Source organism: Shewanella sp. SNU WT4, from assembly GCF_006494715.1.
GTDB lineage: Bacteria > Pseudomonadota > Gammaproteobacteria > Enterobacterales > Shewanellaceae > Shewanella.
In genome coordinates this window covers 529,864-545,879 of the sequence record NZ_CP041151.1, presented here as the reverse complement: position 1 = coordinate 545,879, position 16,016 = coordinate 529,864, and the positions used below count along the sequence as shown (strand labels likewise).

At 48.4% G+C, this 16,016-nt stretch carries 11 protein-coding genes and 1 rRNA gene; 1 reads left to right on the top strand and 11 read right to left on the bottom strand.

From position 1 onward, the window contains the following. Window positions 1-36: 36 nt before the first annotated feature. The 3 genes from FJQ87_RS02470 to FJQ87_RS02460 all read right to left on the bottom strand — a co-directional run bounded on the left by FJQ87_RS02470 (window position 37) and on the right by FJQ87_RS02460 (window position 5,921). Window positions 37-1,581: ribosomal RNA gene (locus FJQ87_RS02470) — 16S ribosomal RNA — on the bottom strand. 653 nt (window positions 1,582-2,234) lie between these two features. Beyond that, window positions 2,235-4,961, bottom strand: a complete 2,727-nt coding sequence (gene secA, locus FJQ87_RS02465; protein ID WP_140930346.1) for a preprotein translocase subunit SecA — start codon at window positions 4,959-4,961, stop codon at window positions 2,235-2,237. 60 nt (window positions 4,962-5,021) lie between these two features. After that, entirely contained in the window at window positions 5,022-5,921 is a 900-nt protein-coding gene (locus FJQ87_RS02460) for a M23 family metallopeptidase (RefSeq protein ID WP_140930345.1), read from the bottom strand. Between the two features lie 27 nt (window positions 5,922-5,948). On the opposite strand from FJQ87_RS02460, the gene FJQ87_RS02455 reads away from it, so the two are divergent. Further along, the gene (locus FJQ87_RS02455; RefSeq protein WP_140930344.1) at window positions 5,949-6,410 is read left to right on the top strand and encodes a DciA family protein; all 462 of its coding nucleotides are present in this window, start codon (window positions 5,949-5,951) and stop codon (window positions 6,408-6,410) included. Here FJQ87_RS02455 and lpxC read toward each other — a convergent pair. The 8 genes from lpxC to murD form a co-directional block, all read right to left on the bottom strand. Beyond that, window positions 6,407-7,330 (bottom strand): UDP-3-O-acyl-N-acetylglucosamine deacetylase, encoded by a 924-nt coding sequence (gene lpxC / locus FJQ87_RS02450; protein WP_140930343.1) that lies wholly within the window; start codon window positions 7,328-7,330, stop codon window positions 6,407-6,409. The two genes, FJQ87_RS02455 and lpxC, sit on opposite strands and share 4 nt — an antisense overlap. Window positions 7,331-7,514: 184 nt before the next feature. Next, entirely contained in the window at window positions 7,515-8,717 is a 1,203-nt protein-coding gene (gene ftsZ, locus FJQ87_RS02445; protein WP_140930342.1) for a cell division protein FtsZ, read from the bottom strand. Window positions 8,718-8,742: 25 nt separating this feature from the next. Then, window positions 8,743-9,978 (bottom strand): cell division protein FtsA, encoded by a 1,236-nt coding sequence (gene ftsA, locus FJQ87_RS02440; protein WP_140930341.1) that lies wholly within the window; start codon window positions 9,976-9,978, stop codon window positions 8,743-8,745. Window positions 9,979-9,981: 3 nt separating this feature from the next. Continuing rightward, complete coding sequence (locus tag FJQ87_RS02435; protein ID WP_140930340.1) at window positions 9,982-10,746, bottom strand: cell division protein FtsQ/DivIB; 765 nt, start codon at window positions 10,744-10,746, stop codon at window positions 9,982-9,984. A 127-nt stretch (window positions 10,747-10,873) separates the two neighbouring features. After that, window positions 10,874-12,319: a UDP-N-acetylmuramate--L-alanine ligase gene (gene murC, locus FJQ87_RS02430; RefSeq protein WP_140930339.1), complete on the bottom strand. Its 1,446-nt coding sequence runs from the start codon at window positions 12,317-12,319 to the stop codon at window positions 10,874-10,876. Further along, a complete protein-coding gene (murG, locus tag FJQ87_RS02425) occupies window positions 12,319-13,410 on the bottom strand; it encodes an undecaprenyldiphospho-muramoylpentapeptide beta-N-acetylglucosaminyltransferase (RefSeq protein ID WP_140933955.1) in 1,092 nt (363 codons plus the stop codon). The genes murC and murG overlap by 1 nt, the downstream gene beginning before the upstream one ends. A gap of 44 nt (window positions 13,411-13,454) precedes the next feature. Further along, entirely contained in the window at window positions 13,455-14,660 is a 1,206-nt protein-coding gene (gene ftsW / locus FJQ87_RS02420; RefSeq protein WP_140930338.1) for a cell division protein FtsW, read from the bottom strand. Further along, window positions 14,647-16,011 carry a UDP-N-acetylmuramoyl-L-alanine--D-glutamate ligase gene (gene murD / locus FJQ87_RS02415; protein WP_140930337.1) on the bottom strand — a complete coding sequence of 455 codons (1,365 nt, stop codon included), beginning with the start codon at window positions 16,009-16,011 and terminating at the stop codon, window positions 14,647-14,649. Before murD ends, ftsW begins: the two co-directional genes overlap by 14 nt. Window positions 16,012-16,016: the final 5 nt, after the last annotated feature.

The following is a 16,016-nucleotide window of genomic DNA, read 5'->3' as shown; positions in this document are numbered from 1 at the left end:
ATGTGAACACTCAACAGTAATTCTAAATCGCATAGGTAAGGAGGTGATCCAGCCCCAGGTTCCCCTAGGGCTACCTTGTTACGACTTCACCCCAGTCATGAACCACACCGTGGTAAACGCCCTCCCGAAGGGTTAAGCTATCTACTTCTGGTGCAGCCCACTCCCATGGTGTGACGGGCGGTGTGTACAAGGCCCGGGAACGTATTCACCGTGGCATTCTGATCCACGATTACTAGCGATTCCGACTTCATGGAGTCGAGTTGCAGACTCCAATCCGGACTACGATCGGCTTTGTGAGATTAGCTCCACCTCGCGGCTTTGCAACCCTCTGTACCGACCATTGTAGCACGTGTGTAGCCCTACTCGTAAGGGCCATGATGACTTGACGTCGTCCCCACCTTCCTCCGGTTTATCACCGGCAGTCTCCCTAGAGTTCCCACCATTACGTGCTGGCAAATAAGGATAAGGGTTGCGCTCGTTGCGGGACTTAACCCAACATTTCACAACACGAGCTGACGACAGCCATGCAGCACCTGTCTCAGAGTTCCCGAAGGCACTAAGCTATCTCTAGCGAATTCTCTGGATGTCAAGAGTAGGTAAGGTTCTTCGCGTTGCATCGAATTAAACCACATGCTCCACCGCTTGTGCGGGCCCCCGTCAATTCATTTGAGTTTTAACCTTGCGGCCGTACTCCCCAGGCGGTCTACTTAATGCGTTAGCTTGAGAGCCCAGTGTTCAAGACACCAAACTCCGAGTAGACATCGTTTACGGCGTGGACTACCAGGGTATCTAATCCTGTTTGCTCCCCACGCTTTCGTGCATGAGCGTCAGTCTTTGTCCAGGGGGCCGCCTTCGCCACCGGTATTCCTTCAGATCTCTACGCATTTCACCGCTACACCTGAAATTCTACCCCCTCTACAAGACTCTAGTTTGCCAGTTCAAAATGCAATTCCCAGGTTGAGCCCGGGGCTTTCACATCTCGCTTAACAAACCGCCTGCGCACGCTTTACGCCCAGTAATTCCGATTAACGCTCGGACCCTCCGTATTACCGCGGCTGCTGGCACGGAGTTAGCCGGTCCTTCTTCTGTAGGTAACGTCACAGCTAACGGGTATTAACCGTCAACCTTTCCTCCCTACTGAAAGTGCTTTACAACCCGAAGGCCTTCTTCACACACGCGGCATGGCTGCATCAGGGTTTCCCCCATTGTGCAATATTCCCCACTGCTGCCTCCCGTAGGAGTCTGGGCCGTGTCTCAGTCCCAGTGTGGCTGATCATCCTCTCAGAACAGCTAGGGATCGTCGCCTAGGTGAGCCTTTACCTCACCTACTAGCTAATCCCACCTGGGCTTATCCATCAGCGCAAGGACCCGAAGGCTCCCCTGCTTTCCCCCGTAGGGCGTATGCGGTATTAGCAGTCGTTTCCAACTGTTATCCCCCACAAATGGGCAAATTCCCAGGCATTACTCACCCGTCCGCCGCTCGCCGGCAAAGTAACAAGTTACTTCCCGCTGCCGCTCGACTTGCATGTGTTAGGCCTGCCGCCAGCGTTCAATCTGAGCCATGATCAAACTCTTCAATTAAAGTTTTGTTCGGACCCGAAAGTCCTGCTCAATGAATTCTGTCGATTCGATGATAAATCATCAAATTTGCATGTTATGCGGACATCTTCGTTGATGCCTCTTGCGAGACGTGTTAAATCGTTGTCGATTTAGCAACTACTGTGAATGTCCACATAGATTGTCTGATAAATTGTTAAAGAACGTGACCGTGATTTCTCACTGGTCAGGGCTGCGTATTCTACACACCCTTATTTCAGCGTCAAGTGGTTTTTTATGTAAGTAATTCAAATGTTGTTTAATTACTCAAACCGCTTTTCTCTAGGTCAAACCTCTTATAAAGAAGCTGCCCTTTCAACCTGCTCATCAAGCTGTATGCTTGCTGCGTCGTGTCGATGGGCCGCATTATAGGGAGCTGAGAAAATTGCGCAAGGGCTTTTTGAAAGAAAAATACAACTTTTTGATAGTTTCGCAGTTAAGCACAAGCTAACCACAAACTACCCCCAGAGTTATCAACAGAAGCTGTATTTTTAGGCGTTTTAAAGCATCAACTACCACTAACCTATGGGACTATTTCAGCGATAAACATCGCACTTAATAGTGTTATGTAGCCAGTTAAAACAAAAAAGCGACTCTATGAGTCGCTTTTTGATAGTTTGCTATTAATAGCCTAGTAGTTAGCTGAGCTTACCGTGGCATTGTTTGTACTTTTTACCACTGCCACATGGACACATATCATTGCGACCCACTTTTTCGCCTTCGCGCACCATAGGTACATGGGCGGCTAACTCCGGCGCTTCATCTGCACCCGTCACTAGTGACTCAGCTTCAGCATGTGAAAAGTCATGCTTTATCTTAGCTTCGGCTTCGCGGCGCTGTTGTTCCATCTCTTCGACATCGGATTGAGCTTGAACTTGTACTTTAGATAAGATGCTGATGACGTCATGCTTTAATGAATCAAGCAATTGTTGAAACAGTTCAAAAGATTCGCGCTTATATTCTTGCTTAGGGTTCTTTTGAGCGTAACCGCGCAAATGAATGCCCTGGCGCAAATGATCCATAGCGGCTAAGTGTTCTTTCCACAGGCCATCTAAGGTTTGCAGCATTACCGCTTTTTCAAATTGACGCAGCACAGAAGCGCCGACCATCTGCTCTTTATTAGCATAGGCTTCAGTCCAAGACTGCAGTACACGCTCACGCAGGGTTTCTTCGTACAAGTCTTCTTCAGCATCTAACCATTGTTGAATTGGCAGTACTAAGTTGAAATCTTGACGCAGGCGTTGTTCAAGTCCTGGAACATCCCATAACTCTTCCACTGATTGTGGTGGGATATATTGATTCATGGTGCTTGAGATAACATCCGCTTCGATATTACGAATAGTTTCTTCGATGCTTTGCGCATCCATCAACTCATTACGCTGGGCGTAAACGACTTGACGTTGATCGTTAGCTACGTCATCAAATTCAAGTAACTGCTTACGAATATCAAAGTTACGGGCTTCTACTTTACGCTGCGCATTTTCAATGGCGCGTGACACCCATGGGTGTTCAATCGCTTCGCCAGCCTGCATGCCCAATTTCTTCATCATGGATGACACGCGCTCGGAGGCGAAAATGCGCATCAAACTGTCTTCCATAGATAGGTAGAAACGTGATGAACCAGCATCACCTTGACGACCAGAGCGACCACGCAACTGATTATCGATACGACGCGATTCATGACGCTCGGTACCTAAGATGTGTAAACCACCGGCGGCAAGCACTTCATCGTGACGAACCTGCCAGTCACTGCGGATTTTACTGATTTGTTCAGGGCTTGGATTGGCAAGTGCATCGACTTCCATCTTCCAGTTACCACCTAAGACGATGTCGGTACCACGACCTGCCATGTTAGTTGCCACAGTAACGGCGCCAATGCGACCGGCCTGAGCAACAATGTCCGCTTCTTTTTCGTGGAACTTAGCATTCAGTACCGCGTGTGGAATTTTCTCTTTCTTTAATAGGTGCGCTAACAGCTCAGACTGCTCAATCGATACGGTACCAACCAAGACTGGCTGGCCACGTTCGCGGCAATCTTTAACATCAGCAATAATCGCTTGATACTTTTCTTCCGCGGTAAGGTAGACCAGATCGGCAAGATCTTTACGCACCATAGGACGGTTGGTAGGTACGACTACTGTATCTAGGCCATAAATGTGCTGGAATTCGAATGCTTCAGTATCAGCGGTACCTGTCATACCGGCTAATTTCTGGTACTGACGGAAATAGTTCTGGAAGGTAATCGACGCTAAGGTTTGGTTTTCATTTTGAATGTTCACACCTTCTTTAGCTTCTACCGCTTGGTGTAAACCTTCAGACCAACGACGACCAACCATAGTACGGCCAGTGTGTTCATCAACAATGATCACTTCACCATTCTGCACTACGTAATCTACGTCTTTTTCAAACAGTGTATGTGCACGCAAGGCGGCATTAACGTGATGCAACAAAGAGATATTAGCCGCAGAATAAAGTGAATCGCCTTCGGCCAACATGCCGTGCTGAGTTAACAAGTCTTCGACTTTCTCTTGGCCGCGCTCAGTTAAATGCACCTGCTTAGATTTTTCATCAATGCTGTAATCGCCTTCACCCACAAACTCTTCTGAGTCTTCTTTTTCTTGTTGGATCAAATGTGGGATCAATAAATTCATCTTGGTATAAAGCACTGAACTGTCTTCAGCGGCACCCGAGATGATCAAAGGCGTACGGGCTTCATCGATTAAAATAGAATCTACTTCATCGATTAAGGCGTAGTTCAGTGGACGCTGCACACGATCGTTTGGCGAAAATGCCATGTTGTCGCGCAGGTAGTCAAAACCGAATTCGTTGTTAGTACCGTAAGTGATGTCTGAGTTGTAGGCTTCTTTCTTGTCCTGTTGACCAAGACCTGCCACGTTAATACCCACACTTAAGCCTAAGAATTCAAACAGTGGACGGTTGTTTTCGGCATCACGACGAGCCAGGTAATCGTTGACGGTAATGACGTGCACGCCTTTACCGCTAAGGGCATTAAGGTAAGCTGGCAAAGTCGCGGTTAAGGTTTTACCTTCACCGGTACGCATTTCAGCAATCCGGTTACTATCAAGCACCATGCCGCCCAGTAACTGCACATCGAAGTGACGCATTTCAAACACACGCTTTGAGGCTTCACGCACTACGGCAAAGGCTTCTGCGGTAATACTTTCTAAGCTTTCGCCCTGTTCTAGGCGTTGACGAAATTCTGCAGTTTTACCCGTTAATTCTGTATCGGTTAATTTTTCATAATCAGCTTCTAGCGCATTGATTTTAGTTACAGTTTTATTGAGCGCTTTTAAAGTACGATCGTTACGACTACCAAAGACTTTTGTCAGTAAATTTCCAAACATCACATTCACTTATTATTGTTAAAGGCCGATTTCACAAAATTGAGAAAGCCAAAATGTTAATTAAACAGGTTTGCGCTGAACATACTTAGTTGGGTCTATCTGCTGTCCATTGCGTAACACCTCGTAGTGCACATGCGGTCCAGTCGAACGCCCTGTGCTGCCCATAATGGCAATCGTCTCGCCTTTGGTCACGACATCACCTACGGAAACTGACAAATCTTTGTTATGGCCATAACGGGTTGATATTCCATTACCATGGTCTATCTCAATCACATTACCGTAGCCAAACATATTACCGGACCAAGTCACAACTCCTGCCGCAGTGGCAAGTACGTTAGAGCCTTCAGCACCGGCAAAATCAATGCCTTTATGCCTCGTCTTGCGCCCATTGAAGGGATCGTTACGAGTACCATAGGGAGATGACAACCAACCTTTTTCGATCGGACGCCCTGAAATATACCTCTCTGTACCTATATTGAGATTAGAAGCGACAGTTTCAAGTAGCGGCAGTTGTTGATTGTTGATTTCGAGACGTTGCGTCATTAAATCTATTTCAGCAATCAGCTCAGTTAAGGTCACTTGCTCACCCACACCGGACAAACCACCGACACCGACTTGACTGGTAAAGTCGAATTGCTCAGATAATTGATTATCTTCTGCCAGCTGCTGACCCAGAGCCTCAAGGCGAGTCAACTTAGCCTGCATCAAGGCGACATGCTGCGCCAAGGTGGCTAACTGCATATCGGTAGCATTTTTTAATTCGAGCACTTTTTGCTCTTGGGCTTCACGAGCTAACTTTTCAGATTCGACACTGTGTTGCTGTGATTTAAATTGATCAGACGTGTGCTGGTAGACTCCCGCACCTGTCGCGATCATGAATATTGGCAAGAGCAACCACTGTTTACTCGGCTGCCACCGGCTAACACCTTTTCGGCGTTGAATAAAAACTGTTACACTCATAACTTCACTCAGCAACTTAACGATCATATGAAAAAGCTACCTCAGGATCTGTGCCAATTGTTACATGCCAATGGCCAATTACCTGAAATTGCCGAGAAAGCGGAACTGTTAAACCAACTGAATAATGAATTAAAACAGTTGGTATCGGGTCCCGTCGTCGATCAGCTGAAAGTTGCTAATCTTCGTAATAACGTCCTAGTGCTAGAAACCTCTGCAGCCATCTGGGCTACCCGGATAAATTTCCAGAAAGCTCGACTTCTGCAACAACTCCAACTACACACTTTGCCCATGCTTACTGCAATTGAAGTTAAAGTCAACCCAGGGCTTGCGGTAAGTAAGACTGAACCTAAGGCTAATAACCGCCAAATCAGCGAAACTACTGCACATCATCTCGATGCGCTAGCCGATCAAGCCGGTGGTGAATTGGGGCAGAAACTAAAACGGCTGGCTGCATTGGCCAGCCGTCGTCGGCAATCGTCAGAGGATTAGGCGAACGAACCCGCCCATCCTGGCACTGTAAAGCTGACTGGGACATCAGCTTCTTGCTCAAAGCTCACTAAGTCCCAAGCATCCGCTTGGGCTAATACCGCTCGAACCAATTGGTTATTTAAGGCATGGCCAGTCTTATGAGCCGCAAACTCGCCCACTAATGCGTGACCACACACATACAAATCACCAAACGCATCTAAGATCTTATGCTTAATGAACTCATCCTCATAACGCAGACCGTCGGGGTTGAGAACACGATATTCATCAAGCACTACAGCATTTTCCATGCTGCCACCTAGTGCTAAATTATTGGCTCGCAGATATTCAATATCGCGCATAAAGCCGAAGGTACGAGCACGACTGATTTCTTTAATAAACGCAGAAGAAGAGAAATCTAACATCATGTGTTGTTGACTACGGGCGATTTCTGGATGAGCAAAATCAATGCTGAAATTCACTCTGAAACCATTAAATGGACGCAGTTCCGCCCACTTGTCGCCATCTTCAACACGTACCGTTTTCTTAATACGCATGTATTTCTTCAGTGCACTTTGCTGAGCAATGCCAGCGCTTTGCAGCAAGAATACAAATGGGCTAGCACTGCCATCCATGATAGGGATTTCAGGAGCATCGACTTCGATAATAGCGTTATCGATACCAAGGCCAGCTAACGCCGCAAATAAATGCTCAATAGTAGAAATGCGGACACCGGCATCGTTTACCAAAGCGGTACACATAGTCGTTTCACGCACTTGATCGGCCAGCGCAGGAATAACCACGGCAGGCACTAAATCAGTACGAACTAATTTGATACCCGAATTCACCGGCGCGGGTTTGATGGCTAACGTAACCTTGTTGCCCGAATGCAGGCCAACTCCGGTCGTTTTCACCATTTTTTGCACAGTTCTTTGGAAGATCATTATGTTACCCGTACTTTGTTGCTACTAATATTCGGCAATTATTGCGCGCGTCAGTCACGCACAGCGCAACTGGTCAGATATCTTACCACAAGTATTCAAATTGGCAAAAATTGCTCAATTATCACCCACAGCAAGATGCTGACGCGCCCACTCCATTGTCTATCACAGCCGGCTTAGCCCACTCTTAATCCGCTTGCTTACGTAAGAATGCTGGAATATCTAAATAATCAAGCTCATTACGATTAACTGGCGCTGGATTAGTGGCGGCATTGGCATTGCGAGAGCTAGCCACTTGGCCACTATGACCAGGATTCGTGGCAGTCATAGGTGTAGATTCATTAATGAACTCTACTCTTGGCTCAGGCTGCGCAACAACCACAGGCTCAGGGCGCGCAGCAGGCTTAGTCACTAATTGGATATCAGGCTTCTTTTCAGCGCCAATACCAGTAGCAACAACAGTTACACGCAGCTCATCGCTCATTTCTGGGTCGATAACCGCGCCCACAACTACGGTTGCATTATCAGACGCATAAGCTTTAACGTGATTACCAACAGTTTCAAACTCTTCGATAGTCATGTCTAAACCGGCAGTAATGTTCACCAGAATGCCACGAGCACCAGCTAAGTCGATATCTTCCAGTAATGGGCTGGCAACAGCAGCTTCTGCCGCCTCTTCAGCGCGATCATCACCACGAGCTACACCCGTACCCATCATGGCGTTACCCATTTCTGACATAACCGTTCTAACGTCAGCAAAGTCGACGTTGATTAAGCCTGGGCGAGTAATTAGCTCGGCAATACCTTGCACCGCGCCTAATAACACATTATTGGCTGCAGCAAACGCATCCAGCAGGGAAGTACCGCGGCCCAGCACTTTCAATAACTTTTCGTTAGGAATAGTGATTAATGAGTCAACGTGCTTGGCAAGCTCAGCAATACCTTGCTCAGCATAAATCATGCGCTTTTTGCCTTCAAACGGGAAAGGCTTAGTCACTACCGCAACCGTTAAAATACCTTCTTCGCGAGCAATCTGCGCTACTACTGGCGCCGCGCCAGTACCAGTCCCGCCACCCATACCGGCAGCGATGAAAATCATGTCGCAACCTTTAATGGCTGCGCGAATGTTTTCTTTGTCTTCTTCAGCCGCTAAGCGACCAATTTCAGGGTTAGCGCCAGCGCCAAGCCCTTTAGTCACATCGCGACCTAATTGAATAGTCGAGCCTGCTTGTGATTTACGCAGTGCTTGTGCATCAGTGTTAGTTGCAATGAACTCAACACCTTCAATATTGTGCCTAACCATATGCTCAACGGCATTACCACCGCCACCGCCCACACCGATGACCTTGATCACCGCCTCATCTGAGTGCGTTTCCATAATCTCGAACATAGTCTGTTCTCCGTGTTGTCTGCGTTTAGAACTCGCCTTTAAACCAGCTTTGTACCCGATTCCAAAGACTGGTTACCCCTTGTCGTTGCGGCCGCTCGAACTGACGTTCCAGCACCCGTCTTGCGCCGTAATGAAGCAACCCAACCCCAGTGGAGTAAACAGGTTGTTCAACACGTTCAAATAATCCTTTCACTGGTAGCGGCAAAGCTACTCTTACCGGCATACCAAAAGTGGCTTCAGCAACATCCACGGCACCTTCAATCGATGCCGTGCCGCCCGTGAGCACTATGCCGGCGGCGATTTGGTCATCAAGACCCGCGTCGCGCAGTTGCTTGAGGATCAGCTCAAACAACTCTTGATATCTAGGCTCGACCACTTCAGCCAGTGTATGACGTGACATAGTTCGCGACGGTCTGCCGCCAACCGATGGCACATCAATACTGTCTTCACGGCTCACCGCTGAACTGCGAGCGCAGGCATGCTGCACTTTAATGTGCTCAGCGTGCGCCAATGGCGTTCTAAATATCTTGGCAATATCACTACTGACCTGGTTACCTGCCACAGGCACCACAGCACAGTGACGTAAAGCACCATTGGTGTACACGGCGATATCTGTGGTACCACCACCAATATCCACCAAGCACACACCTAAATCTTTCTCATCATTGGTCAGCACGGCATCTGCCGAGGCTATCCCTGAAAACACTAAGTCATCGACCTTCAGGCCGCAGCGTTCCACACTCTTAGTGATGTTCTTGGCCATGTCGTTGGCACAAGTCACTATGTGAACCTTAGCTTCCATACGCATGCCTGACATGCCTATAGGGCTGCGAATACCTTCTTGAATATCGATGGCATATTCTTGTGGTAACACATGCAAAATCCGCCGTTCGGTGGGGATTTTTACTGAGCGCGCCGTATGAATCACGTTATCAACGTCTTCTTGCGTCACTTCTTCATCGTTAATCGACACCATACCGTTTTCATTTTGACAATCGATATGTTTGCCAGAAATACTGAGATAAACAGATGACACTTGGCAATCTGCCATCAATTCGGCTTGATCTAATGCACGCTGAACACTCTTAACGATAGAGTCGAGGTCATTCACCCCGCCCTTGTCCATGCCGCGCGACGGATGATTGCCAAGGCCTATGATGCTGATTTCACCATCTGGCAAGACTTCACCTATCACTACCGCGACCTTAGAAGTCCCGATATCTAAGCCAACGATAAGATTTCTTTCTGGATTCTTTGTCATTCGTTAACGGCTCTCTATTTGCGTCTCTTTCCAACCTACGGCTAGACCTGTGTCATAACGTAAATCAATGCGGTCAACCGTCTTATCGACTTGAGTCAACATGGGATAAACGTCAATAAATCGCTGCACGCGAGTCATCTTATCTTCACGGCCCAAAGCCAAAATAATGCCATTGTTTAACTGCGCTTCCCAAGCGTGGCGCGGGCTCACAGTTAATTGGCTCAAGCTAAAACCATTGTTCGCCAATAGTCGTTGTAATTGCTGATAACTCGTTAATACTTCAGCGGCCATGTTTTCTGGCCCCGCCAATCTTGGTAATGGCCCAATTTCTGGCTTAGCAGGCGCCGCGAACACTTGTCCATGGACATTCAACCAATCATCACCATTCCAGTGCGCCACAGGATGTTGCTCCTGCAGATACACTTTTAATTTCGCCGGCCACTCACGTCGCACTGAGGCTTCATAGACCCAAGGCAATTGCTGCAAAGCCGCTTGCACCTTATCGATATCGGCGCTAAAAAAACTGCGATTCATTGTATCTTGCAATGCCAAGCGAATATCTTGGTCTGACGTAAAACTGCGTTCACCGTCAACAATGACTGATTCAATGGGCAAAGCTTCGGCATCATTCAGCAACTTATGCAAATGCATGGCTGATATGGCCAAAGACACCAGCACTACCCCTAAAAAGCACAGGCCACTAATTAAGTACCAATCCAGCTTTGTTAGGCTAGTACGCAGTTTTTGTCGCTTATCCTTCCAGCTCACTTTGCCATCCGCCCCGCGCCTATGTCGAAACAAGGGAAACCGACCATTATATAGAGCTATGGCCTTGGGTCAAAAAAAGCTGCCAAAGCCACTGCAACCGATTAATATATAATCAAGTTATCTTAATTTACGCTTCTGTGAAACCTAAACCTTTCGCGGCTAGCTGTTTCGAGAGCGCGCCAATATTGCCAGCTCCTTGGGTTAGCAATAAATCACCACCAATGACTTGCTCACTGACTATGCTAGCTAGCTGTTCAGGGGATGAGACGAACACAGGGTCGACTTGACCGCGCAAGCGAATTGCCCGGCACAAGGCGCGGCCATCGGCACCGACTATCGGATCTTCGCCAGCAGCATATACATCTAGCAACAATAAGCAATCGACTCGCGACAATACATCAACAAAATCTTCAAACAAATCACGGGTGCGCGAATATCTATGAGGTTGATAAGCCATGACTAAGCGTCTATCTGGCCAGCCAGCGCGGGCTGCTTTAATAGTCGCCGCCACTTCTGTTGGATGGTGACCATAGTCATCCACTAACAACACATCACCCTTAGGGGTATCAAACTGCCCCAGCTGCTGGAAACGACGACCTATGCCTTCAAACTTGGCTAAGGCTGAGATAATGGCTTGATTATCTATGTCATCTTCAGTAGCGACTGCAATTGCAGCGAGGGAATTGAGTACATTGTGTTGCCCTGGTAAATTCACCAATAAATCAAGATCGGCATGTCCCTGACGGCATACAGTAAAGCGGCACTGACTCCCAAGCTGCTCAAAGTTAGTGGCTCTAACATCAGCATCGTCACTGAAACCATAAGTAATCAGTTTGCGGCCAATGCGCGGTAGTAATTCACGCACGACTGGGTCGTCAATACACACCACGGCAACGCCATAAAAAGGCAAGTTATGCATGAAATCAATGAAGGTATTCTTGAGCACATTGAAATCGCCGCCATAGGTTGCCATATGGTCAGCTTCAATGTTGGTAACGACAGTCACCATAGGCTGCAAGTGCAAAAAGCTCGCATCGCTTTCATCAGCTTCAGCAATTAAGTAGCGACTGCTGCCTAATCTTGCATTAGTGCCAGCACTATTAAGCAAGCCGCCAATGACGAAAGTAGGATCGCGTCCCGCTTCGCCGTAAACACTGGCAATTAAGCTTGTGGTAGTCGTTTTGCCATGAGTACCAGCAACCGCGACCCCATGACGATAACGCATTAATTCAGCGAGCATTTCAGCGCGGCGCACGATAGGAATGCGCAGCTCTTTAGCAGAGATTAATTCAGGGTTTGTCGCGGCAATAGCGGTTGATACCACCACCACATCAACGCCTTCCACGTGACAGCCTTGATGGCCGATTAAAATCTTAGCGCCAAGAGATGCCAATCTTTCAGTCACACTATTAGTGGCGATATCTGAACCGCTAATGTCATAGCCTTCGTTAACTAATACTTCGGCAATGCCGCCCATACCAGCGCCGCCAATACCCACAAAATGAATGCGTTTTACTCGGCGCATTTCAGGGATAGTCCGACGTAACTCTTGGTATTTATCTGTTGTTTTCATTAATCATTTTTCCCTGCAAGTTCAATGCATACTTGGGCCACGCGCTCGGTTGAATCCAGCACAGCCGCTTGCCTTGCATTTTGCCCCATGAGTTGCAGCTCTGCTTTATCACTTGCCAGCAAAGCCAGTTTCGAGGCCAATTTATCCACTGTTAATATCGACTGCGGTATCAATAAGGCCGCACCTGCCGAGACTAACACCTTAGCGTTTAGCGTCTGATGATCATCTACCGCATGTGGGTAAGGCACCAAGACACTCGGTAAACCTACCGCTGCCAACTCAGACACGGTTAGCGCGCCACTGCGACAAATAACTACATCAGCCCAGCGATATGCCGCTTCCATATCATCAATAAATTCAGCGACTTTAACTGCGCCTTGTTGGCGTAATTGCTGATAGGTTGAAAGCACTTCGCTCTCATTACCTTTGCCGACTTGATGCCATACCGTAATGGCGTGTTGCGGCGCAATATTGGCCACCACTTGCGGCATCACATCATTTAAAATTTTGGCGCCTAAACTGCCGCCCACTACTAACACATTAAGGCTGTCATCATGAACCGTATGAGCTTCTTGCCCCAGCGCTATTAGCTCAGTGCGCACCGGATTACCGACTGTGATGGCATCGCTGCGCAGCCCATCAAAAGTATTAGCAAAGGCGCATAAGACCCGGGTGGCAATGCGCGCTAATAACTTGTTGGTCATGCCTGCTATGGCATTTTGCTCATGCAGCACTAACGGAATACCCGCAAGTTTGGCAGCAACGCCGCCTGGGCCACTGGCAAAACCGCCCATGCCGAGCACGACATCTGGCTTAAATTCGTTAATGACTTGCCGCGCCTGCCAAATAGAGCGCAGGATTTTTAACGGCGCCGCTAACTTGCGAATGAACCCGTTCCCTCTAACGCCTTTGATATCAATGAAATTAATATCAAAGCCATATTTAGGCACTAAGCGCGCTTCCATTCTGTCGGCTGTGCCTAACCAGCGCACTTGCCAGCCTTGCTGGGATAAGGCTTTAGCTACCGCAAGCGCGGGAAATACATGACCGCCAGTGCCACCGGCCATGACTAAAATTCTTTTTTGATTCATTGCCTGACTCACTACTGGGCTCGCGGTCTCATTGACTACTTGGCTCACTGCGCGCCTCCTTGAGGCTGAGTTAACTGCACGCGGCGTTCATAATCGATTCTTAATAACACAGTCACAGCCGCTGTCATGACCCACAAACTGCTGCCGCCGTAGCTGATAAAAGGCAAAGTTAAGCCCTTAGTCGGTAACATGCCGATGCTGGCGCCAATATTAACTACGGTTTGGAAACAAAACCAAATGCCGATGCCATAGGCTAAAAACGCTTCAAACGGCTTATCCATCTGCAGGCATGAACTGCCAAGACGAATAGCCCGCAGCGACACAAACAGCAGCATAAGCAGCACCATAATAATGCCGATAAAGCCAAGTTCTTCGCCTATCACCGCAAAAATAAAGTCGGTGTGCGCCTCGGGTAAATATTCAAGTTTCTGAATGCTATTACCTAGGCCCTGCCCAAGCCAATCGCCGCGGCCATAAGCCATTAACGATTGCGTTAACTGATAACCTGTGCCAAACGGATCTTTCCACGGATCCATAAACGACATGACCCGTTTCATCCGGTATTCAGCCGTCATAACCAAAACCACAAATCCGACTACGCCACCTAAAATCAACACCATAAAGTCGAACAGTCTCGCGCCCGCTAAAAACAATAAGCCTACGGTACACACGAATAATACGACGACTGTGCCTAAGTCGGGCTGCATTAACAGCAAGAAGGCAAACATTAGGAACACGGCAATCGGCTTATAAAAGCCCTTAGCGTGCTCGCGAATTTCTTCATGGCGGCGCACTAAGTAGCCCGCCATGTACACCATAAAGGCAAACTTGGCGAGTTCTGCCACCTGAATACGAATAGGACCGATAGATAACCAGCGCGTGGCACCATTTACTGAGGTGCCAACCACTAGCACAGCCACTAACAGGACTAAGACCCCAAGCAAAATAAAGGGGCTCAACTGTTGCCAGCGGTGCATCTCCATTTGTAGCACCACAGCAGCAATAGCGGCGCAGCCTACTAAATAGAACAGATGCCGCCATACAAAATGCATGGGGTTGCCAGTTAAGGTTTGCGCCTCAGCCATAGAGGCCGACATCACCATCACAAAACCAAAACCAATCAAACATAACACAGCGCAGAGTAAGCCTCTGTCATACAGAGGTTCACTCTTGACGTGGCTAAATGCCGACGCCCATGGCAATGACCAAGTGCGACCAAAGAGGTGCAACTGCGGCTCATTCAGCGCCATGCAAGGCCTCCGCCGCCGCGCTAAAGTCTTTGCCACGCGCCATGTAATTGGGATACATGTCTAAACTGGCGCAGGCCGGTGATAACAGCACCATATCGCCGCTCTGACACAAGGCAAATGCCGCATTCACGGCTTCGGTCATAGTGGCTACCGCTAAGCTATCAGGCTTTAGCGCCGCGATTTTAGGGCCATCACGCCCTAAAGTAATCACTTGATGCACACGCTCAAACGCCGCCGCGAGTGGGCTTAAATCTGCGCCTTTAGCATCGCCGCCAGCAATTAAGATGATGTTACCGCTAAAATCCACTAAGCCATCGAGCGCCGCTAACGTGGCGCCCACGTTAGTCGCCTTGGAATCATCGATAAAATCGACGCCAGCCACAGTAGCAACGCGCTGACATCTATGGGCTAAACCAGTAAATTGCGCGGCAATGCTTACCATTGCGTCGCGCGCAATATCTACCAGTTCACACAAGGCCATCGCGGCTAACACATTGGCTAAGTTATGACGTCCCATTAAGGCCACATCGGCGCATGCCATAATGCGCGACTCACCGCGCACTAACATGCCATCACTAATGCCCCAATCATCGCCATCCGGCGCATTCAAACCGAAGCTGAGATAATGCCCAGGTTCAGATGTTTGCGCTAAGGCATCATCGCGGTTAACCACACATATGCGGCTTTGCGGATATAAAGCTAATTTTGCTTGGCGATATGACTGCAAATCTGGATATCTATCCATATGATCTTCAGAGATATTCAGGCAAGTAGCGGCAGTGCAATTCAGGCTATGGGTCGTCTCTAACTGAAAGCTAGATAATTCGAGCACATAGAGATCCGCGTTTTCAGCTAACAAATCCAGCGCTGGCACACCTATGTTACCGCCCACCGCGACTTTTACGCCGGCAGCTTGCGCCATTTGTCCCACTAACGTGGTGACTGTGGTTTTGCCGTTAGAGCCAGTAATGGCCACTAACTTAGCGTCCGCTTGAGTCTTAGTCAGTTCACGAGCAAATAGTTCCACATCGCCAATCACTTCTATGCCCATATCCAAAGCCACCCGCACTTCTGGGGTTGATAAGGCTATGCCTGGGCTTATGATGATTTGCTGCGCTTGCACTAAAAAGCGACAATCAAAACCGCCGGTTAATAGCGGCACCTCAGCAAACTCACTGGCTAATTGCTCATGCCCCGGCGGCGTGTTACGGCTATCCATCACAATTGGCGTAATGCCTTGAGCGCGAAGATAACGCACCACAGACAAACCGGTAGCGCCAAGTCCTAGTACTACATGTGAGGCGGGACTTATGCTCGCTTTATTTGATTCAGAACCCAATAACGAAGACATCTTGG

Excerpts from the sequence above, each read along its gene's own strand:
- secA (WP_140930346.1), bottom strand. The coding sequence starts at position 4,961 with ATGTTTGGAAATTTACTGACAAAAGTCTTTGGTAGTCGTAACGATCGT.
- FJQ87_RS02460 (WP_140930345.1), bottom strand. The coding sequence starts at position 5,921 with ATGAGTGTAACAGTTTTTATTCAACGCCGAAAAGGTGTTAGCCGGTGG.
- FJQ87_RS02455 (WP_140930344.1), top strand. The coding sequence starts at position 5,949 with ATGAAAAAGCTACCTCAGGATCTGTGCCAATTGTTACATGCCAATGGC.
- lpxC (WP_140930343.1), bottom strand. The coding sequence starts at position 7,330 with ATGATCTTCCAAAGAACTGTGCAAAAAATGGTGAAAACGACCGGAGTT.
- ftsZ (WP_140930342.1), bottom strand. The coding sequence starts at position 8,717 with ATGTTCGAGATTATGGAAACGCACTCAGATGAGGCGGTGATCAAGGTC.
- ftsA (WP_140930341.1), bottom strand. The coding sequence starts at position 9,978 with ATGACAAAGAATCCAGAAAGAAATCTTATCGTTGGCTTAGATATCGGG.
- murC (WP_140930339.1), bottom strand. The coding sequence starts at position 12,319 with ATGAAAACAACAGATAAATACCAAGAGTTACGTCGGACTATCCCTGAA.
- murG (WP_140933955.1), bottom strand. The coding sequence starts at position 13,410 with ATGAATCAAAAAAGAATTTTAGTCATGGCCGGTGGCACTGGCGGTCAT.
- ftsW (WP_140930338.1), bottom strand. The coding sequence starts at position 14,660 with ATGGCGCTGAATGAGCCGCAGTTGCACCTCTTTGGTCGCACTTGGTCA.
- murD (WP_140930337.1), bottom strand. The coding sequence starts at position 16,011 with ATGTCTTCGTTATTGGGTTCTGAATCAAATAAAGCGAGCATAAGTCCC.